Genomic DNA, 20,249 nt, shown 5'->3' with positions numbered 1-20,249 from the left:
CCGGTAAGCACAGCAGCACCGGGCATGTTAGCGCATCACTCTTTCGGATCTTTACCCGCCAGCAGCTTGTCCAGCTCATCGCCGCCAACGTGACGGAAATCCTGCCCTTTCACGAAGTAGAAGATGTATTCGCAAATGTTCTGGCAACGGTCACCGATACGCTCTATTGAACGCGCGCAGAACAGCGCGGTCAGGACGCTTGGGATCGTACGGGAGTCTTCCATCATGTAGGTCATCAGCTGACGCACGATGCCTTCATACTCCTGGTCGACCTTCTTGTCTTCACGGTAGATACGTACCGCTTCGTCCAGATCCATTCGCGCAAAGGCATCCAGTACGTCATGCAGCATCTGCACGGTATGACGACCCAGCGACTCGAGGCTCACCAGCAGTGGCTGGTGCTGCTGGGAGAATTTCTCCAGCGCGGTGCGGCAGATTTTATCCGCAACGTCACCAATACGCTCCAGCTCGGCGATGGTTTTGATGATCGCCATAACCAGACGCAGGTCGCTCGCCGTTGGCTGGCGCTTGGCGATAATACGCACGCAGGCTTCATCAATGGCGACTTCCATCATATTGACGTTTTTATCACCTTCGATAACGCGCTTCGCCAGCTCGCTGTCCTGGTTGTGCATCGCGGTAATGGCATCGGAAAGCTGCTGCTCAACCATGCCACCCATGGTCATCACCTGAGTGCGAATACTTTCCAGCTCTGCGTTGAACTGGCCTGAAATGTGTTTGTTAAGATTGAGATTGTCCATAGCGCGCTCCTGAATCAACCGTAACGACCGGTGATATAGTCTTCTGTTTGCTTTTTAGCGGGCTTGGTGAACAGATCGTCCGTATTACTGAACTCAATCAACTCGCCCAGGTACATAAACGCCGTGTAATCGGAACAACGCGCAGCCTGCTGCATATTGTGGGTCACGATAACCACGGTGTAATCCTGCTTCAGCTCGGTGATCAACTCTTCAATACGGCCGGTTGAGATCGGGTCCAGAGCTGAACACGGCTCATCCAGCAACAACACTTCCGGGCGAATGGCGATACCACGCGCAATGCACAGACGCTGCTGCTGACCACCGGAGAGAGAGTAACCGCTCTGGTGCAACTTATCTTTGGTTTCGTTCCATAATGCGGCCTTGGTCAAAGCCCACTGAACGCGCTCATCCATATCCGTACGGGAGAGCTTTTCAAACAGACGTACGCCAAAGGCAATGTTGTCGTAGATGGACATCGGGAACGGCGTCGGTTTCTGGAACACCATCCCGACTTTTGCACGCAGCAGGGCGATATCCTGGCTGTTGGTCAGAATGTTATCGCCGTCCAGGATGATTTCACCTTCGGCACGCTGCTCCGGATAGAGCGAATACATTTTGTTAAAGGTACGCAGCAGCGTGGATTTACCACAGCCAGACGGACCGATAAATGCCGTGACCTGGTTCCTGGCGATATCCAGGTTGATGTTCTTCAGGGCATGGAATTTGCCGTAGTAGAAGTTCAAATCACGAACCTGAATCTTACCCGGGGCAGTATCAACCATACTCATTGACTCATTTCCTCATTCGGCGCCGCGATCTGCCGCGCCGTAAAAATTTAACCGTGTTTCTGTTTCGCGAAAATGACGCGCGCCAGAATGTTCAGCAACAGTACGCAAAGGGTAATGATCAGCACCCCGGCCCAGGCCAGCTGCTGCCATTCCGCGAATGGGCTCATCGCAAATTTAAAAATCGTCACCGGCAGGTTGGCGATAGGCTGCATCATGTCCGTACTCCAGAACTGGTTGGAGAGGGCAGTAAACAGCAGCGGCGCCGTTTCGCCTGCAATACGGGCAATGGCCAGCAGGATACCGGTCATGATCCCGGAGACGGAGGCTTTCAGCGTAATCGCGGAGATCATTTTCCACTTCGGCGTGCCCAGCGCGTAAGCCGCTTCACGCAGGCTATCCGGCACCAGTTTCAGCATGTTCTCGGTGGTACGAATGACGATAGGTACCTGCAGCAGCGCCAGCGCAATCACACCTGCCCAGCCGGAGAAGTGTTCCATTTGCGCCACCACAATGGTGTAAACAAACAGACCGACCACGATAGACGGCGCAGACAGCAGGATGTCGTTAATGAAACGAATCACCTCTGCCAGCCAGGATTTACGCCCGTACTCCGCCAGATAAATCCCCGCCATAATGCCAAGCGGTGTACCAACTACCGTCGCCCAGAGGATCAGCAAACCGCTGCCCGCCAGGGCATTCGCCAGGCCGCCGCCCGCCGTATTTGGCGGCGGCGTCATCTCGGTGAACAGCGACAGCGACATCCCGTCGATGCCGCGCACAACGGTCGAGAACAGGATCCAGACCAGCCAGAACAGACCGAACGCCATCGTTGCCATTGAGAGCGTCAACGCAACGCGGTTTTTGAAACGACGCTTCGCCTGCATTTTGCGACGGGATTCCGCCAGCGCAGTGGTGCTTTGCATTTCGAGAGTTGCCATTAGCGTGCCCCCTCATTTTTTGCGAGACGCAGGATCATCAGCTTGGAAATCGCCAGCACAATGAAGGTAATCACAAACAGGATCAGGCCCAGTTCCATCAGCGCCGCGACGTGCAGCCCGGATTCCGCTTCGGCAAATTCATTCGCCAGTGCGGAAGTAATACTGTTACCCGGCATGTAGAGGGAGGCGCTGTCGAGCTGGTAGGTGTTACCGATAATAAAGGTCACCGCCATGGTTTCACCCAAAGCACGGCCTAACCCCAGCATGACGCCGCCAATCACCCCATTTTTGGTGAACGGAAGGACGATGCGCCAGATAACTTCCCAGGTGGTGCAGCCGATGCCGTAGGCCGACTCTTTCATCATCACCGGCGTTTGTTCGAAGACATCGCGCATTACCGCCGCAATGTACGGAATAATCATAATGGCGAGGATCACCCCCGCAGCCAGAATACCGATACCGAAAGCCGGGCCAGAGAACAGGGTGCCGACAAACGGAATGGCGGAGAGAACATTACCCACCGGTTCCTGGAAGTACGTTGCGAACAGGGGAGCAAAGATAAACAGGCCCCACATGCCGTACACGATACTTGGAATAGCGGCCAGCAGTTCAATGGCGATACCCAGTGGACGACGCAACCAGCCCGGCGCCAGTTCCGTCAGGAACAGGGCAATACCAAAGCTCACCGGCACCGCAATCAGCAGGGCGATAAACGACGTCACCAGCGTGCCATAAATCGGCACCAGCGCACCGTAGATATCGTTCGGCGCATCCCACTCTTTGGTCCACAGGAAAGAGAAACCGAATTTCTGGATGCTCGGCCAGGAGGAGAAAATCAGGGACACGATAATGCCGCCCAGCAGCAATAGCACAATCAGCGCAGCCAGTTTGACCAGCGCGCTGAAAATCATGTCACCTTTTTTACCCGGAGGGTTAAATGCAGGCTTTGTTGCAGCCATAAATCACTCTTCTGTTAAACGCGTTTACGAAATCGGCGGGTAGCGCGAGCGCCACCCGCCATTTTCGTCAGAATACTAAATTAATACAATGCTTTACCGCTGCTGTCTTTCACGTTGGTTTTCCATGCAGCGCGAATCTGCTCAACCACGTTGTCCGGCAGGGTGGCGTAATCCAGCGCGTTAGCCTGTTTGCCGCCGTTTTTGTACGCCCAGTCAAAGAACTTCAACACTTCAGCGCCCTGCTCAGGTTTCTTCTGCTCTTTGTGAACCAGAATGAAGGTGGTAGAGGTGATTGGCCACGCACCGTCGCCTTTCTGGTTAGTCAGATCCTGAGCGAAGGATTTGCTCCAGTCAGCGCCTTTTGCAGCGTTAGCAAAGTTCTCTTCAGTCGGGCTGACTGGCTTGCCATCGGCAGAAACCAGTTTGGTGTAGGACAGGTTGTTCTGCTTAGCATACGCATACTCTACATAGCCGATAGAACCAGGCAGACGCTGTACGAACGCGGCGATACCGTCGTTGCCTTTACCACCCAGACCGGTTGGCCAGTTAACGGTAGAGCCGGAACCGACTTTAGATTTCCACTCTTCGTTCACTTTCGCCAGGTAGCTGGTGAAAACGAAAGAGGTACCGGAACCATCTGCACGACGAACCACTGCGATGTTCTGCGAAGGCAGTTTGACACCCGGGTTCAGTTTGGTGATGGCTTCGTCATCCCATTTTTTGATTTTACCGAGGTAGATGTCACCCAGGGTTTTGCCGTCCAGGACCAGCTCGCCTGATTTCAGGCCTGGAATGTTAACGGCCAGCACAACACCACCGATAACGGTCGGGAACTGGAACAGGCCTTCCTGCGCCAGTTTGTCATCAGACAGTGGAGCGTCTGATGCGCCGAAATCAACGGTATTCGCGGTAATTTGTTTTACGCCACCGGAGGAGCCGATACCCTGATAGTTAACCTTGTTACCGGTTTCTTTCTGGTAGGTATCCGCCCATTTGGCATACACCGGCGCAGGGAAGGTTGCACCAGCGCCAGTCAGGCTTGCTTCTGCAAATACAGAGAACGCGCTCAGAGATAAGGTCGCGGCGACAACAGTTGCGACAGTGGTACGCATAACTTTCATAATGTCTCCTGCAAGATTTTCGTAAATCGTTGTTTAGTGGCTACGATGAGCAAAATAGGACAAACAGGTGACAGATAAATGTACGAATTATGACAGTTTTATGACAATGAAAATTTAGCTTAAATATCAGTAAAAATTCATTTAATTATCATCTAGTTAACCACTTACATGACAGCAAGTTTTCAGAAATATTTTCTTTATGTGACACTGAAAAAAGTAGCTGAAGATGACAGATTGTCATAAATAAAAATGCGGATGGGTTGATTAAAAACAAACCAGGAAGGGTAAAAAAGCTCCACCCGAAGGTGGAGCCTGAGGGGATTATTCTACGGTGACCGATTTCGCCAGGTTACGTGGCTGGTCAACGTCAGTGCCTTTGATCAGCGCGACGTGATAGGCCAGCAACTGCAGCGGAACGGTGTAGAAGATAGGGGCAATCACCTCTTCCACATGCGGCATCTCGATGATGTGCATATTGTCGCTGCTCGCAAAGCCGGCGTCTTTATCGGCGAAGACGTACAGTACACCACCGCGGGCGCGGACTTCTTCGATATTGGACTTCAGTTTTTCCAGCAGTTCGTTGTTAGGTGCTACAACGATGACCGGCATGTCTGCGTCAATCAGCGCCAGCGGGCCGTGTTTCAGCTCGCCTGCTGCGTAAGCTTCCGCGTGGATGTAGGAGATCTCTTTCAGCTTCAACGCGCCTTCCAGCGCAATTGGATACTGATCGCCACGGCCGAGGAACAGGGCGTGATGTTTGTCAGAGAAATCTTCCGCCAGCGCTTCAATGCGTTTGTCCTGAGACAGCATCTGCTCAATACGGCTTGGCAGCGCCTGCAGACCATGAACGATGTCATGCTCAACAGCCGCATCCTGCCCTTTCAGACGCGCCAGTTTCGCCACCAGCATCAGCAGAACGGTCAGCTGAGTGGTAAACGCTTTGGTGGAGGCCACGCCGATTTCCGTACCCGCGTTTGTCATCAGCGCCAGATCGGATTCACGAACCAGCGAAGAACCCGGCACGTTACAGATGGCCAGAGAGCCCAGATAACCCAGCTCTTTAGAGAGACGCAGCGCCGCCAGGGTGTCCGCCGTTTCGCCAGACTGGGAAAGGGTGATCATCAGGCTATTACGACGCACCGCGGATTTGCGGTAGCGGAATTCTGAAGCGATTTCCACGTCACACGGAACACCGGCCAGGGATTCAAACCAGTAGCGGGAGACCATACCGGAGTTGTAGGAGGTACCGCAGGCCACGATCTGAATATGCTCAACCTTACCGAGCAGCTCATTGGCGTTGGCACCCAGTTCGCTCAGGTCCACCTCGCCGTGGCTGATGCGCCCGGTCAGGGTGTTTTTGATGGCGTTCGGCTGCTCGTAAATTTCTTTCTGCATGTAGTGACGGTAAGCGCCTTTGTCGCCTGCGTCGTACTGCAGATTGGATTCGATCTCCGGGCGTTTCACCTGCTCGCCTTTGGTATCGAATACCGTCACGCTGCGACGCGTCACTTCCGCGATATCACCCTCTTCCAGGAAGATAAAGCGACGGGTAACCGGCAGAAGTGCCAGCTGGTCAGAGGCGATAAAGTTCTCGCCCATGCCCAGACCGATAACCATTGGGCTACCGGAACGTGCGGCCAGCAGCGTGGACGGATCGCGTGAATCCATGATTACCGTACCGTATGCACCGCGCAGCTGAGGGATCGCGCGCAGCACCGCTTCACGCAGTGTACCGCCCTGCTCCAGCTCCCAGTGAACCAGGTGAGCAATAACTTCGGTGTCGGTTTCAGAGACGAAGGTATAGCCGCGCGCTTTAAGTTCTTCGCGCAGCGGTTCGTGGTTTTCGATAATGCCGTTATGCACGACCACGATGTGTTCGGACACATGCGGGTGCGCATTGCCTTCAGACGGTTCGCCGTGGGTCGCCCAGCGGGTGTGCGCAATACCTGTGCCACCGTGCAGCGGATGATCTTCCGCAGCCTGGGCCAGCATCTGCACTTTACCGAGACGACGCAGACGGGTCATATGCCCTTCTGCATCCACAACTGCCAGACCGGCAGAGTCGTAACCACGGTATTCCAGACGACGTAAACCTTCGAGAAGGATTTCAGCAATATCACGCTGCGCAACTGCGCCAACAATTCCACACATAGTTTAATTTCCTGATTATGGCGTTATGCCATGCGTTGTCGCTGACCTGTATTTGCCCTTTCCGGGCACCCCGAGCCTTGTAGAGAGTGGGGTTATTGTTATAAGTACTGCCTTTGGGGGGAGGATTATGTTATCCCCTCACCCCATCCCTCTCCCCAGAGGGGCGAGGGCAAAAAACACCGCACCGAACGAGCGCTCTCCTCGCGGGAGAGAGCGGGGTGCAGGTCGTTACTTTTTCTTCACCGGGCGTTTCCATCCCTGCTTGTGAACCTGCGGCACGCGGCTCAGCACCAGCTCATTGTCGGCGACATCGCGCGTCACGGTCGTCCCGGCGGCAATGGTTACCCCGTTCCCGACCGTCACCGGTGCCACCAGCTGTGTATCAGAACCGACAAACACATCATCACCGATGATGGTTTTAAACTTGTTGGCACCGTCATAGTTGCAGGTGATTGTTCCTGCACCAATGTTCACGTTATCGCCAATTTCTGCATCGCCCAGGTAGGTTAAATGGCCGGCTTTGGAACCTTTGCCCAGACGCGCTTTTTTCATCTCAACGAAGTTGCCAACATGGGCGCCTTCGAGCAATTCAGCGCCAGGGCGCAGACGTGCGAACGGCCCAATGGTGCATGCCGCGTCCAGATGTGCATCTTCAACCACACTGTACGGGCTAATGTCGCAGTCATCACCGATGACGCTGTTTTTGATAACACAACCGGCACCAATTTTGACGCGGTGGCCAAGCGTGACGTTGCCTTCAAGGATAACGTTAGTATCGATTTCAACGTCGCGCCCGTGAGATAAGGTCCCGCGCAGATCGAAACGCGCCGGGTCGCGCAGCATAACGCCTGCCAGGAGCAGTTTTTCAGCCTGTTCGGACTGATAAACGCGTTCCAGGCGGGAAAGCTGAAGGCGGTTATTTACCCCTTCGGTTTCGCTAATGCGTGCCGGATGAACCGCCGCAATCTCACGCCCTTCCTGATAGGCCATCGCGATGATGTCGGTGATGTAGTACTCACCCTGCGCATTATTGTTAGTGAGCTTCGACAGCCAGCGCTTCAGGTCCGCGCTATTGGCAATCAGGATACCGGTGTTGATCTCCTGAATCTGACGCTGTGCGTCGCTGGCATCTTTATGCTCAACGATACCCGTTACGTTACCGTTTTCGCGGGTAATGCGGCCATAGCCGGTCGGATCGTCAAGCACGACGGTTAACAACCCGATGCCACCCTGCGGTTTAGCTTCACGCAGGCGGGCAAGGGTGTCGACAGAGATCAGCGGGACGTCGCCGTAAAGCATCAGAATATCTTCGTCATCCGCAAAGAACGGGGCGGCCTGCTGCATGGCGTGTCCGGTCCCCAACTGTTCTGCCTGAAGCACCCAGTTGAGTTTGTCATCGTTCAGCGTCTTTTTAAGCAGATCGCCGCCGTGACCATAGACCAGATGGACCTGACGGGCACCCAGTTCATTAGCGGCATCAATGACATGCTGCACCATCGGCTTTCCTGCCAGCGTGTGCAGTACCTTTGGAAGATCGGAATACATGCGGGTACCTTTACCGGCGGCAAGGATGACCACGCTCATTGTATTGTTCAACATACGCGTCCTGACTGTAATTTGAGTAAGAAGTTAACCCCGTTGACGTTGAAAATTCTACATATTTTGCGTCATAAAATGGAATGGCGGTAAAACGTTCAACATCAGCCAATAATGGCTATTTGAGGCGATTTTTAGGGGCAGAGTAAACCCCTTTTTCTCTGGAAAGTAGCCTTCTCGCGATAAGTCGCTAGCACACACAATAGCTTAGCTATTCTTTTGGATCATGAATAAAGATCGGTGTGATACGAAACCATAAAAAAAGCCAGCCTGGAAACCAGACTGGCTTTGTGCTTTTCAAGCCGGTGTTACATCGCTTTTTTGGTCAACTCGATAACGCGCAGTTTCGCGATCGCTTTGGCCAGCTCCGCAGACGCCTGAGCGTAATCCACGTCACCATGAGAGCTGCTAATGTGCTCTTCAGCCTTACGCTTCGATTCCAGGGCTCGTGCTTCGTCGAGATCCTGGCCACGAATAGCGGTATCGGCCAGAACGGTCACGCTGCCAGGCTGCACTTCAAGAATGCCGCCGGACAGATAGATAAACTCTTCATGACCGAACTGTTTAACGATGCGGATCATACCAGGCTTAATGGCGGTGAGCAGCGGTGCGTGCCCCGGGAAAATACCCAGTTCACCTTCACTACCCGTTACCTGGATTTTCTCGACCAGACCAGAGAACATTTGTTGCTCTGCGCTGACGACGTCCAGGTGGTAAGTCATTGCCATATCACCCTCCGATTAAGGCGTTAAAGTTTTTTGGCTTTTTCCACGGCTTCGTCGATGGAACCAACCATGTAGAACGCCTGCTCCGGCAGGTGATCGTATTCGCCTTCCATGATGCCTTTAAAGCCACGGATGGTGTCTTTCAGGGAAACGTATTTACCCGGAGAACCGGTGAATACTTCCGCAACGAAGAACGGCTGGGACAGGAAGCGCTGGATCTTACGCGCACGTGCTACCACCAGTTTGTCTTCTTCAGACAGCTCATCCATACCCAAGATGGCGATGATGTCTTTCAGTTCCTGGTAACGCTGCAGCAGGGACTGTACGCCACGCGCGGTGTCGTAGTGTTCCTGACCCACAACCAGTGGATCCAGCTGACGGCTGGTGGAGTCCAGCGGGTCAACGGCCGGGTAAATACCCAGAGACGCGATCTGACGGCTCAGTACCACGGTTGCGTCAAGGTGCGCAAAGGTGGTGGCTGGGGATGGGTCAGTCAAGTCATCCGCAGGTACGTATACCGCCTGAACGGAGGTGATAGAACCGGTTTTGGTAGAGGTGATACGTTCCTGAAGAACACCCATCTCTTCCGCCAGCGTCGGCTGATAACCTACCGCTGAAGGCATACGACCCAGCAGTGCAGATACTTCAGTACCGGCCAGGGTGTAACGATAGATGTTATCAACGAACAGCAGAACGTCACGGCCTTCGTCACGGAACTTCTCAGCCATAGTCAGGCCAGTCAGCGCAACGCGCAGACGGTTTCCTGGTGGCTCGTTCATCTGGCCGTAAACCAGGGATACTTTGTCCAGAACGTTGGAGTCGGTCATTTCGTGGTAGAAGTCGTTACCCTCACGAGTACGTTCACCTACGCCCGCAAATACGGAGTAACCGGAGTGCTCGATCGCGATGTTACGGATCAGCTCCATCATGTTTACGGTTTTACCTACACCCGCACCACCGAACAGACCAACTTTACCGCCCTTCGCAAACGGACACATCAGGTCGATAACTTTGATGCCGGTTTCCAGCAGTTCCTGAGAGCTGGACAGCTCTTCGTAGGAAGGTGCTGCGCGGTGGATAGCCCAACGCTCTTCTTCACCGATGTCGCCTTTCATGTCGATTGGTTGACCCAATACGTTCATGATACGACCCAGTGTTGCTTTACCTACCGGGACTTCGATCGGGTGCTCAAGGTCTTTAACTTCCAGACCACGACGCAGACCGTCGGAAGAACCCATCGCGATGGTACGCACGATACCGCCGCCGAGCTGCTGCTGAACTTCCAGCACCAGGCTCTCGTTACCATTCTGTACCTCAAGCGCGTCGTACACGCGTGGTACGGCGTCCTGAGGGAACTCGACGTCCACCACGGCGCCGATTACCTGGACAATCTTTCCAGTAGCCATCTTGAATCCTCTACGTAATTCGTAAACCTGGTTAAACCGCGGCGGCCCCCGAGACGATCTCGGTGAGTTCCTGAGTAATGCTGGCCTGACGAGCTTTGTTGTAAACCAACTGCAGCTCTTTAATCAGGCTGCCGCCATTATCGGTCGCGGCTTTCATCGCCACCATTCGTGCGGCCTGCTCGCTGGCCAGGTTTTCTACAACGCCCTGATAAACCTGAGATTCAACGTAACGACGCAGCAGGGTATCCAACAGCGGTTTCGGATCGGGTTCATACAGGTAATCCCAGGATTTTTGCTTCAGCTCGTCATCTTCTGATGCCGGTAAAGGCAGCATCTGAGTGAGCGTTGGAACCTGAGACATGGTGTTAATAAATTTGTTGCTGACAACGTACAGTCTGTCCAGACGGCCTTCATCGTAAGCCTGCAACATCACTTTAACCGGGCCGATCAGCTCGGACAGGGAAGGGTTATCACCCATACCCGTCACCTGAGCGACAATGTTGCCACCAACGGAGTTAAAGAAAGAGACGCCTTTAGAGCCGATCATTGCGATATCGCACTGAACGCCTTTTTCAGACCATGCTTTCATATCCGCCAGCAGTTTTTTGAACAGGTTAATGTTCAAGCCGCCACACAGACCACGGTCGGTCGACACCACCAGGTAGCCCACGCGCTTAACGTCGCGTTCTTCCAGGTAAGGGTGCTTATATTCCAGATTACCGTTTGCAAGGTGACCAATCACTTTGCGCATGGTTTCTGCATAAGGACGGCTGGCCGCCATGCGATCCTGCGATTTACGCATTTTGGAAGCGGCGACCATCTCCATCGCTTTAGTGATCTTTTGCGTGTTCTGGACGCTTGCGATCTTACTACGTATCTCTTTTGCGCCGGCCATGAGCTTCTCCTCAATGCCAGGCGGCTTGTCCTGAGACAAGCCGCCGGACGATTACCAGGATTGGGTTGCTTTGAAGGAATCGAGGATAGCTTTCAGCTTGCCTTCGATTTCGTCGTTATAGCCACCGGTCTGGTTGATCTCTTGCATCAGCGGAGCGTGATCACGGTCGACGTAAGCCAGCAGAGCGGCTTCGAAGCTACCGATTTTCGCCAGTTCCACATCTTCGAGGTAACCGCGTTCAGCCGCGAACAGAACCAGACCCTGCTGAGCAACAGACATTGGTGCGTACTGTTTCTGCTTGAGCAGCTCAGTCACTTTCTGACCGTGGCTCAGCTGTTTACGGGTTGCTTCGTCCAGATCGGATGCGAACTGAGAGAACGCAGCCAGTTCACGATACTGTGCCAGCGCGGTACGAATACCACCGGACAGTTTCTTGATGATCTTGGTCTGAGCAGCACCACCCACACGGGATACGGAGATACCCGGGTTAACTGCCGGACGAATACCGGAGTTAAACAGGTTGGTTTCCAGGAAGATCTGACCATCGGTAATGGAGATTACGTTGGTCGGAACGAACGCAGAAACGTCACCCGCCTGGGTTTCAATGATTGGCAGCGCGGTCAGAGAGCCGGTTTTACCCTTCACTTCACCTTTGGTGAAGTTCTCGACGTATTCCGCGTTAACGCGGGAAGCACGCTCCAGCAGACGAGAGTGGAGGTAGAATACGTCGCCAGGGAACGCTTCACGTCCAGGTGGACGACGGAGCAGCAGGGAAACCTGACGATATGCAACGGCCTGTTTAGACAGGTCATCGTATACGATCAGCGCATCTTCACCGCGGTCACGGAAGTATTCGCCCATTGCGCAACCGGCGTATGGTGCCAGGTATTGCAGTGCAGCAGATTCAGAAGCGGTCGCCACAACAACGATGGTGTTAGACAGCGCGCCGTGCTCTTCCAGTTTACGAACCACGTTAGAAATGGTGGACGCTTTCTGGCCGATAGCCACGTACACACATTTGATGCCGGAGTCACGCTGGTTGATGATGGCGTCGATAGCCATCGCGGTTTTACCGGTCTGACGGTCACCGATGATCAGTTCACGCTGGCCACGACCGATTGGAATCATGGCATCAACGGACTTATAACCAGTCTGCACTGGCTGATCAACGGACTGACGGTCGATAACGCCTGGTGCGATAACTTCGATTGGGGAGAAGCCATCGTGCTCAACCGGACCTTTACCGTCGATTGGCGCACCCAGGGTGTTAACAACGCGACCCAGCAGGCCACGGCCAACCGGCACTTCCAGAATACGGCCAGTACACTTAACCTTCATGCCTTCGGCGAGGTCAGCGTATGGACCCATCACAACTGCACCTACGGAGTCGCGCTCCAGGTTCAGTGCGATAGCGTAACGGTTACCCGGCAGGGAAATCATCTCACCCTGCATACAATCGGCCAGGCCGTGGATGCGGATAACACCGTCACTTACAGAAACAATAGTACCTTCGTTGTGAGCTTCGCTCACAACACTGAACTGAGCAATGCGCTGCTTGATCAGTTCGCTGATTTCGGTGGAATTCAGTTGCATGCTCCAGTCCCCTTAAGACTGCAAGACGTCTGCAAGGCGTTCAAGACGGCCGCGTACGCTGCCATCAATGACCATATCACCCGAACGGATGATTACGCCTGCCATTACAGACTTATCGATTTTGCAATTCAGCTTAACTTTGCGTGACAGACGTTTTTCCATCGCGGCGGTGATTTTCGCAAGCTGTTCATCACTCAGTTCAGTCGCAGAAGTCACTTCGACTTCAGCGGTAGCTTCACTAAGGGCACGTAAGTGCTCAAACTGCTCGAGAACATCCGGGAGCACACGGAGACGACCATTTTCTGCCATTACCTTAATCAGGTTCTGACCATTGGCATCCAGTTGCTCTCCGCACACGGCGATAAACGACGCGGCGAGAGTTTCAGGCGCTAACGCACCAGAAAGCAACTCGGCCATTTGTTCGTTTTTCGTCACCTCAGCGGCAAACGCCAGCATATCCTGCCAGCGATCGACATTTTGGTGTTCGACAGCAAAGTCAAAAGCTGCTTTGGCGTAGGGGCGAGCTACCGTAACAAATTCAGACATCAGCCCCTCCCTCCTTACAGTTCAGCGACAAGTTTGTCCACGATGTCGCTGTTAGCAGCTTCATCCACGGAACGTTCGATGATCTTCTCGGCGCCAGCAACAGCCAGAATCGCAACCTGCTTACGCAGTTCTTCGCGAGCACGTTTACGCTCAGCTTCAATTTCAGCCTGAGCTTGTGTCACGATCTTAGTACGTTCCTGTTCTGCTTCAGCTTTGGCTTCGTCCAGGATCTGCGAACGGCGTTTGTTAGCCTGTTCGATGATAACCTGAGCTTCCGCTTTCGCTTTTTTCAGCTGGTCTGTCGCGTTGGCCTGTGCAAGGTCCAAATCTTTCTTAGCGCGTTCTGCAGAAGCCAGACCGTCAGCAATTTCTTTCTGACGTTTTTCGATGGCAGCCATTAAAGGCGGCCATACATACTTCATGCAGAACCAGACAAAGAGAATAAACGCGATGGCCTGGCCGAGGATTGTTGCGTTCATGTTCACAGCACAATACCTCTTTAATATCTGTGGCTTAGGGTTTTAAAACTACTACTACGCGACAGCAAACATCACGTACAGACCCAGACCTACAGCGATCATTGGGATAGCATCCACCAGACCCATAACGATAAAGAACTGAGTACGCAGCAGAGGAATCAGATCAGGTTGACGCGCTGCGCCTTCCAGGAATTTGCCCCCGAGGATGCCGATACCGATCGCAGCACCGATAGCCGCCAGACCCATCATCACAGCGGCAGCCATGTACAGCAGATCCATATTCAGGTTTTCCATGACAGTCTCCAGTTTGTTTCAATTAAAACGTAGTAGTGTTGGTAAAAAATCAGTGCTCTTCAGACGCCATCGACAGATAGACGATCGTCAGAACCATGAAGATAAAGGCTTGCAGCGTAATGATCAGGATGTGGAAAATGGCCCAAGGCACATTCAGAATCCACTGTGACCACCACGGCAGAAGACCCGCGATCAGAATGAAAATCAGCTCACCCGCATACATGTTGCCGAACAGTCGCAGACCCAGTGAAACAGGTTTGGACAGCAGGCTAACGCCTTCCAGGATCAGGTTGACCGGAATAAACGCCCAGTGGTTGAACGGCTGCAAGGTAAGCTCTTTCACGAAGCCGCTTACGCCTTTCATTTTGATGCTGTAGAAAAGAATCAGGATAAACACGCCCAGCGCCATCGACAGGGTGATGTTCACGTCAGCGGACGGCACCACGCGCAGTGCTGGCAGACCGAGGACATGTTCGCCAATCCACGGCAGGAAATCGATTGGCAGCAGGTCCATCAGGTTCATCAGGAACACCCAAACGAACACGGTCAGGGCCAGCGGAGCAATCAGCTTGCTCTTACCATGGTACATGTCTTTGACGCTGCCATGGACGAAGCCGATGATCATTTCGATGAACGTCTGGAATTTCCCTGGAACACCGCTGGTCGCTCTTTTCGCAACACCGCGGAACATGGCCAGGAACAGAAGACCCAAAACGACCGAGAAGAACATGGAGTCGATGTTGATCGTCCAGAAGGTGGCCGGGGGGTTATGCGGATCCACCAGCGAGAATGTACGCAGGTCCAGCTGAAGGTTATTCAGATGGTGACCTATGTAATCCTGCGGCGTCATATTTTCTGAAGCCATGATGCCTTTTACCCTTTGTTGTTGATTACAGCTGGAGCCAGAACTTGTACCACCAGCACCAAAACCCACGTTGCTATCAGCGGCATGAATACCACTTTCAAAACCGCCAGCGCCATCACCAGTAGAGCAAAGGTCAGCAACACCTTACACACTTCACCGAGAGCGAAGGACCAGGCCACACGGCCTTTGGCGGGTGTATGCGCCTGATGACGCCAGGCAAAAATCATAAACAATACGTTTGGCAGAACAACCGCCAAACCCCCGCACACGGCGGAGATGCCCCAGAAGGGGTCTTTGAGGCTAAACAGCAGTCCACTTGCTATCACAGCCAGAAACTGAATGAACAGAAGCTTACGAGCAACGTTTCTACTCAAGAGCGACACAGACATCACGTTTTTACTCCTGCTCCCTTCGAGGTATGCCGCGTGTCGTATAAAACGTCCTTTAAGGCTCAGAGTCAAGCATCAAAAAGCGGTCAAATTATACGGTGCGCACCCGTGATTTCAAACATTAAGTAGCGAAAAGGTGAATAAATGTTTAAATATTTTTCCCCGCCGCTATTTTTTAACTTTTCCTGAAAGCCACGACCTTCGACCAAAACTGCAAACAGCGCGAAAACGTTGGCCACAAAGCGTGCACGAGATCACAAAATACACATTTGCGATAAGGGTGTATTTATCAAAGACGCAAATCGGTTAATTTCATCTTTATGAAATTAAAGACAAATTATCGTAACTATTTTCAAAACAGCCCGGTATACAATAAAAACCTTTTATTGACATTCTTAATAAATATTTAACATTCGATTCTGGTTGCCGTATTCCACTTTTAGCAGGCTGATATTTTCGATGTTGACTATCTTCATGCTGAACAATGGCTGTTACGTTAACCGTTAGAAAAACCTTAGTAACACAGAGGTTAAACTCTCTTCGGTAAAACCAGAGAATTAGTGCTGTTATTTAACATGGTCAGAACAGCACGAATTCCACAATTTTTATTAAATATTTAAAAATTGTTTGGCTTAATTATCACCAGATGGCGTTCACCCTCAAGCTGAGGAATGTTTAATTTCTCAACGGATTCGACAGCAAAACCCTCCGGAAGCTGTTCAATTTCATCGCCCGGCAACTGCCCTTTCAGGGCATAAAAGCGGCCATCTTGTGCAGGCAAGTGCTTACACCAGCTCACCATATCATTGAGCGACGCAAACGCGCGGCTGATAACACCGTCAAACGGCGGCTCCGCGGGGAACGCCTCTACCCTACTCTGTACAGGGGCGATGTTCTCCAGCTTCAGCTCATGCTGGACCTGACGTAAAAAACGGACGCGTTTGCCAAGGCTGTCCAGCAGCGTGAAATGGCTCTCAGGGCGGACAATCGACAGCGGGATCCCCGGCAGGCCAGGACCTGTGCCCACATCGATAAAGCGCTCCCCTTTGAGATACGGCGCAACCACGATGCTATCGAGGATATGACGAACCAGCATCTCGTTGGGGTCGCGAACAGACGTCAGGTTGTACGCTTTATTCCATTTGTGCAGCATATCGACATAGGCCACCAGCTGAGTTTTCTGGTGATCGGTGAGCGAAATACCTGCCTGTTCCAGCAGACGAGAGAGTTTATTGAGCACAGTGGGTACCTGTTTAGACATAAATTGCCCGGTGGCGCTTACCGGGCCTACGAATTAGCAGGGCGGGTAGCGAAGCGCCACCCGCCAAAAGCACTGGATATTATGCGCTACGGCGCAGCATACCTTGCTTTTTCAGCCACACCAGCAGAATCGAAATCGCGGCAGGTGTGACACCGGAGATACGGGATGCCTGACCGATCGACACAGGCTTGTGATCGTTCAGCTTGGCGATCACTTCATTGGAAAGCCCCGTCACCTGACGGTAGTCCAGCATTTCCGGCAGCAGCGTATTTTCGTTGCGCTGCTGTTTTTCAATCTCATCCTGCTGACGCGCAATGTAACCTTCGTATTTGACCTGGATCTCAACCTGTTCAGCCGCTTCGGCGTCTTCAAGGCCCGGCGCGAACGCGGTCAGTTTCACCAGGTTCTCGTAGGTCACTTCAGGGCGACGCAGCAAGTCTTCGCCGCTGGCTTCGCGCGAAAGCGGCGCAGTTAAGTGAGCATTCACTTCTGCAGCGGTTTCCGCCTGTGGATTCACCCAGGTGGTTTTCAGGCGCTGACGTTCCTGCTCAATGCGTTCCAGTTTTTCGTTATAGCGCGCCCAACGTTCGTCATCCACCAGACCCAGTTCACGACCCACTTCGGTCAGACGCAGGTCGGCGTTATCTTCGCGCAGCATCAGGCGATATTCCGCGCGAGAGGTAAACATACGGTACGGTTCTTTGGTACCCAGGGTGCAAAGATCGTCGACCAGCACGCCCAGATAAGCCTGAGAACGCGCAGGTGCCCAGCCCTCTTTCTCCGCAGAGAAGCGTGCTGCGTTCAGACCGGCAAGCAGACCCTGAGCGGCAGCTTCTTCGTAACCGGTCGTGCCGTTAATCTGGCCGGCGAAGAACAGACCGTGGATGAATTTGCTCTCCAGGGTTGGCTTCAGGTCACGCGGATCGAAGAAATCGTACTCAATAGCATAGCCAGGACGAACGATTTTCGCGTTCTCCATACCCTGCATTGAGCGAACAATTTGCATCTGCACATCGAACGGCAGGCTGGTGGAGATGCCGTTCGGGTAAATTTCATTTGACGTCAGTCCTTCCGGCTCCAGGAAGATCTGGTGCTGGTTACGATCGGCAAAGCGCATCACTTTGTCTTCGATCGACGGACAGTAACGCGGGCCGATCCCTTCGATCACGCCAGCGTACATTGGGCTGCGGTCAAGGTTATTGCGGATCACGTCATGGGTTTTTTCGTTGGTATGCGTGATGTAGCACGGTACCTGCTGCGGATGTTGAGCCGCATTGCCCATGAACGAGAACACCGGCATGGGGTTATCACCGTGCTGTTGTGCCAGCACGCTGAAATCAATGGTGCGCGCATCAATACGCGGTGGCGTGCCTGTTTTCAGGCGACTGACGCGCAGCGGAAGTTCACGCAGACGACGAGACAGCGGAATGGACGGCGGATCGCCAGCACGGCCACCGCTGTAGTTATCCAGACCGATATGGATTTTGCCATCCAGGAAGGTCCCGACAGTCAGTACGACGGCTTTCGCGCGGAACTTGAGGCCCATCTGGGTAACGGCACCCACAACGCGATCGTTTTCAACGATAAGATCTTCTACCGCCTGCTGGAAGATCATCAGGTTTGGCTGATTCTCCAGGGCAGTACGTACCGCCTGACGGTAAAGCACGCGGTCTGCCTGAGCACGAGTAGCGCGCACAGCGGGACCTTTGCTCGCGTTTAGTATCCTAAACTGGATGCCGGCATGATCGATCGCTTTCGCCATCAGGCCGCCAAGTGCATCCACTTCTTTTACCAGGTGTCCTTTCCCAATGCCGCCAATCGCCGGATTACAGGACATTTGTCCCAGCGTGTCGATATTGTGTGTCAAAAGCAGGGTCTGCTGACCCATTCGCGCTGCGGCCATTGCGGCCTCAGTGCCTGCATGACCCCCGCCAATGATGATGACGTCAAAAGGATCCTGATAAAACATGGTGGTCTGCCTCGCGTAAAGCGGTATGAAAATGGATTGAAGCCCGGGCCGTGGATTCTACTCAACTTTAGTCTTTCGAGAAAGCATTGGGATCCTGGGCTATTAAAAAGAAGATCTTTTTATTTAGAGATCTGTTCTATTGTGATCTCTTATTAGGATCGAGTACCTCTGTGGATAAGCCCGATCTCACGATGAAGATCATGCAGTTAGAAAGGATCGTTTGCTGTGAATGATCGGTGATCCTGGCCAGTATAAGCTGGGATCAGATCGCGACTTTATACACAGGGCCAAAACAGCCTCAGAGTTATAACTTGGATAACTACCGCTTAATACGAGCTTTTAACCAGAGTTATCCACATCTGTTCGCGCGATCTTTAATCGTTTTTGAGTAAATTTTTCCATTCACCCAGCCAGATCTCCGCTGGATCTTCCGGAATGTCATGATCGAGGATGTTGATCTTCAGTGTTTCACCCAGCTGTTTTGCCCCACAGGCAGTCACAGCGGCTTCGACTTTCTCTATTGCACCGCAAAAGGTGTCATATTCACGACTGCCGATACCCACCGCGCCAAAACGGACGTTTGACAGGTCAGGCTGCTGTTCCAGCAGTTCGTCATATAAAGGTTGCAGATTATCCGGCAGATCGCCTGCGCCGTGCGTCGAGGTGATCAGTAGCCAGACCCCATCAGTCGGGAGATCGTCAAGCAACGGGCCGTGCAGTGTTTCGGTGGAAAAGCCCGCGTCTTCCAGCTTCTCAGCCAGATGTTCCGCAACGTATTCCGCGCCGCCCAGGGTGCTGCCACTGATAAGGGTAATGTCCGCCATTGATCGCTCGCTCAAATAAAGAGGGGCTCATTGTACGCTGTGAACGAGCTGGGATCTACCTGTGGAAAATGTGGGAATGAATTTGCCCGATCAGGGGCGGATGGTACGCATGATCGGGTTCTGCAGGGATATCAATGTTTCAGTGGACTGAATTTCATCAATTGTTTGGATCTTGTTGATAAGTACCTGCTGGAGGGCATCAATGGAGCGGCACATCACCTTTATAAAGATACTGTAGTGCCCGGTGGTGTAGTACGCCTCCGTGACTTCTTCAAGCGCGTTGAGCTTCGCCAGGGCTGACGGATAGTCTTTGGCGCTTTTGAGAATAATGCCAATAAAGCAGCAGACGTCATAACCCAGCTGCTTAGGGCTGACGTCGATACGTGCGCCGGTAATAATCCCCGCCTGTTTCATCTTTTCCACGCGGACGTGGATTGTGCCCGGACTGACGCCAAACTGTTTCGCCAGTTCCGCGTAGGCAGTACGTGCATTGGCCATTAAGGCCTCCAGGATGCCGCGGTCCAGATTATCGATCTGATAATTTTCCATAGCTTTTTCTTATGAACATTAATGAATCTCTCTATTCTAGCGCCTTATTTTAATGAATCAAAAGTGAAGGTGGCTTTTTGTTGATGGGTTATTGAATAACAGGCCATTTCTGTTGCTTAATCTCTATCAACAGGACGCAG

General features: G+C 52.9%; 20 protein-coding genes. All 20 read right to left on the bottom strand.

Annotation, left to right across the window (positions count from 1 at the left end; genetic code table 11):
* Window positions 1-35: 35 nt before the first annotated feature.
* Window positions 36-761: a phosphate signaling complex protein PhoU gene (gene phoU / locus JTA15_RS17730; protein WP_008500182.1), complete on the bottom strand. Its 726-nt coding sequence runs from the start codon at window positions 759-761 to the stop codon at window positions 36-38.
* 14 nt (window positions 762-775) lie between these two features.
* Window positions 776-1,549: a phosphate ABC transporter ATP-binding protein PstB gene (gene pstB, locus JTA15_RS17725; protein WP_014172291.1), complete on the bottom strand. Its 774-nt coding sequence runs from the start codon at window positions 1,547-1,549 to the stop codon at window positions 776-778.
* A gap of 47 nt (window positions 1,550-1,596) precedes the next feature.
* On the bottom strand, window positions 1,597-2,487 hold the full coding sequence (pstA, locus tag JTA15_RS17720) for a phosphate ABC transporter permease PstA (RefSeq protein ID WP_014172289.1): 891 nt from the start codon (window positions 2,485-2,487) through the stop codon (window positions 1,597-1,599).
* Window positions 2,487-3,446: a phosphate ABC transporter permease PstC gene (gene pstC, locus JTA15_RS17715; RefSeq protein ID WP_014172288.1), complete on the bottom strand. Its 960-nt coding sequence runs from the start codon at window positions 3,444-3,446 to the stop codon at window positions 2,487-2,489. The genes pstA and pstC overlap by 1 nt, the downstream gene beginning before the upstream one ends.
* Window positions 3,447-3,526: 80 nt before the next feature.
* Entirely contained in the window at window positions 3,527-4,567 is a 1,041-nt protein-coding gene (pstS, locus tag JTA15_RS17710) for a phosphate ABC transporter substrate-binding protein PstS (protein ID WP_014172287.1), read from the bottom strand.
* A gap of 321 nt (window positions 4,568-4,888) precedes the next feature.
* The gene (gene glmS / locus JTA15_RS17705) at window positions 4,889-6,718 is read right to left on the bottom strand and encodes a glutamine--fructose-6-phosphate transaminase (isomerizing) (protein ID WP_044857050.1); all 1,830 of its coding nucleotides are present in this window, start codon (window positions 6,716-6,718) and stop codon (window positions 4,889-4,891) included.
* A gap of 228 nt (window positions 6,719-6,946) precedes the next feature.
* A complete protein-coding gene (glmU, locus tag JTA15_RS17700) occupies window positions 6,947-8,317 on the bottom strand; it encodes a bifunctional UDP-N-acetylglucosamine diphosphorylase/glucosamine-1-phosphate N-acetyltransferase GlmU (protein ID WP_219372549.1) in 1,371 nt (456 codons plus the stop codon).
* 305 nt (window positions 8,318-8,622) lie between these two features.
* Window positions 8,623-9,042: a F0F1 ATP synthase subunit epsilon gene (locus tag JTA15_RS17695; RefSeq protein WP_006177560.1), complete on the bottom strand. Its 420-nt coding sequence runs from the start codon at window positions 9,040-9,042 to the stop codon at window positions 8,623-8,625.
* Window positions 9,043-9,062: 20 nt separating this feature from the next.
* The gene (atpD, locus tag JTA15_RS17690; protein ID WP_006177559.1) at window positions 9,063-10,445 is read right to left on the bottom strand and encodes a F0F1 ATP synthase subunit beta; all 1,383 of its coding nucleotides are present in this window, start codon (window positions 10,443-10,445) and stop codon (window positions 9,063-9,065) included.
* Window positions 10,446-10,476: 31 nt separating this feature from the next.
* On the bottom strand, window positions 10,477-11,340 hold the full coding sequence (gene atpG / locus JTA15_RS17685) for a F0F1 ATP synthase subunit gamma (protein ID WP_020882764.1): 864 nt from the start codon (window positions 11,338-11,340) through the stop codon (window positions 10,477-10,479).
* A gap of 51 nt (window positions 11,341-11,391) precedes the next feature.
* Window positions 11,392-12,933, bottom strand: a complete 1,542-nt coding sequence (gene atpA, locus JTA15_RS17680; protein WP_006808751.1) for a F0F1 ATP synthase subunit alpha — start codon at window positions 12,931-12,933, stop codon at window positions 11,392-11,394.
* Window positions 12,934-12,945: 12 nt separating this feature from the next.
* Window positions 12,946-13,479: a F0F1 ATP synthase subunit delta gene (atpH, locus tag JTA15_RS17675; RefSeq protein ID WP_014172281.1), complete on the bottom strand. Its 534-nt coding sequence runs from the start codon at window positions 13,477-13,479 to the stop codon at window positions 12,946-12,948.
* Window positions 13,480-13,493: 14 nt separating this feature from the next.
* Entirely contained in the window at window positions 13,494-13,964 is a 471-nt protein-coding gene (gene atpF, locus JTA15_RS17670) for a F0F1 ATP synthase subunit B (RefSeq protein ID WP_003862370.1), read from the bottom strand.
* 48 nt (window positions 13,965-14,012) lie between these two features.
* Window positions 14,013-14,252, bottom strand: a complete 240-nt coding sequence (atpE, locus tag JTA15_RS17665) for a F0F1 ATP synthase subunit C (RefSeq protein WP_000429386.1) — start codon at window positions 14,250-14,252, stop codon at window positions 14,013-14,015.
* Window positions 14,253-14,301: 49 nt separating this feature from the next.
* Window positions 14,302-15,117, bottom strand: coding sequence for a F0F1 ATP synthase subunit A (atpB, locus tag JTA15_RS17660; protein ID WP_014172280.1), 816 nt, complete (start codon window positions 15,115-15,117; stop codon window positions 14,302-14,304).
* Between the two features lie 8 nt (window positions 15,118-15,125).
* The gene (gene atpI, locus JTA15_RS17655) at window positions 15,126-15,506 is read right to left on the bottom strand and encodes a F0F1 ATP synthase subunit I (protein WP_008500194.1); all 381 of its coding nucleotides are present in this window, start codon (window positions 15,504-15,506) and stop codon (window positions 15,126-15,128) included.
* 616 nt (window positions 15,507-16,122) lie between these two features.
* The gene (rsmG, locus tag JTA15_RS17650) at window positions 16,123-16,746 is read right to left on the bottom strand and encodes a 16S rRNA (guanine(527)-N(7))-methyltransferase RsmG (RefSeq protein ID WP_219373263.1); all 624 of its coding nucleotides are present in this window, start codon (window positions 16,744-16,746) and stop codon (window positions 16,123-16,125) included.
* 100 nt (window positions 16,747-16,846) lie between these two features.
* Window positions 16,847-18,736 carry a tRNA uridine-5-carboxymethylaminomethyl(34) synthesis enzyme MnmG gene (gene mnmG, locus JTA15_RS17645; protein WP_032679278.1) on the bottom strand — a complete coding sequence of 630 codons (1,890 nt, stop codon included), beginning with the start codon at window positions 18,734-18,736 and terminating at the stop codon, window positions 16,847-16,849.
* Between the two features lie 374 nt (window positions 18,737-19,110).
* Window positions 19,111-19,560, bottom strand: coding sequence for an FMN-binding protein MioC (gene mioC, locus JTA15_RS17640; RefSeq protein ID WP_020882767.1), 450 nt, complete (start codon window positions 19,558-19,560; stop codon window positions 19,111-19,113).
* 90 nt (window positions 19,561-19,650) lie between these two features.
* The gene (gene asnC, locus JTA15_RS17635) at window positions 19,651-20,109 is read right to left on the bottom strand and encodes a transcriptional regulator AsnC (protein WP_014172275.1); all 459 of its coding nucleotides are present in this window, start codon (window positions 20,107-20,109) and stop codon (window positions 19,651-19,653) included.
* Window positions 20,110-20,249 lie beyond the last annotated feature (140 nt).

Origin of the sequence: Enterobacter sp. BIDMC 29 (assembly GCF_019378755.1) — a bacterium.
GTDB lineage: Bacteria > Pseudomonadota > Gammaproteobacteria > Enterobacterales > Enterobacteriaceae > Enterobacter > Enterobacter ludwigii.
The sequence above is the reverse complement of the archived record's forward strand: the minus strand, read 5'-3'. Positions and strand labels throughout refer to the sequence as shown.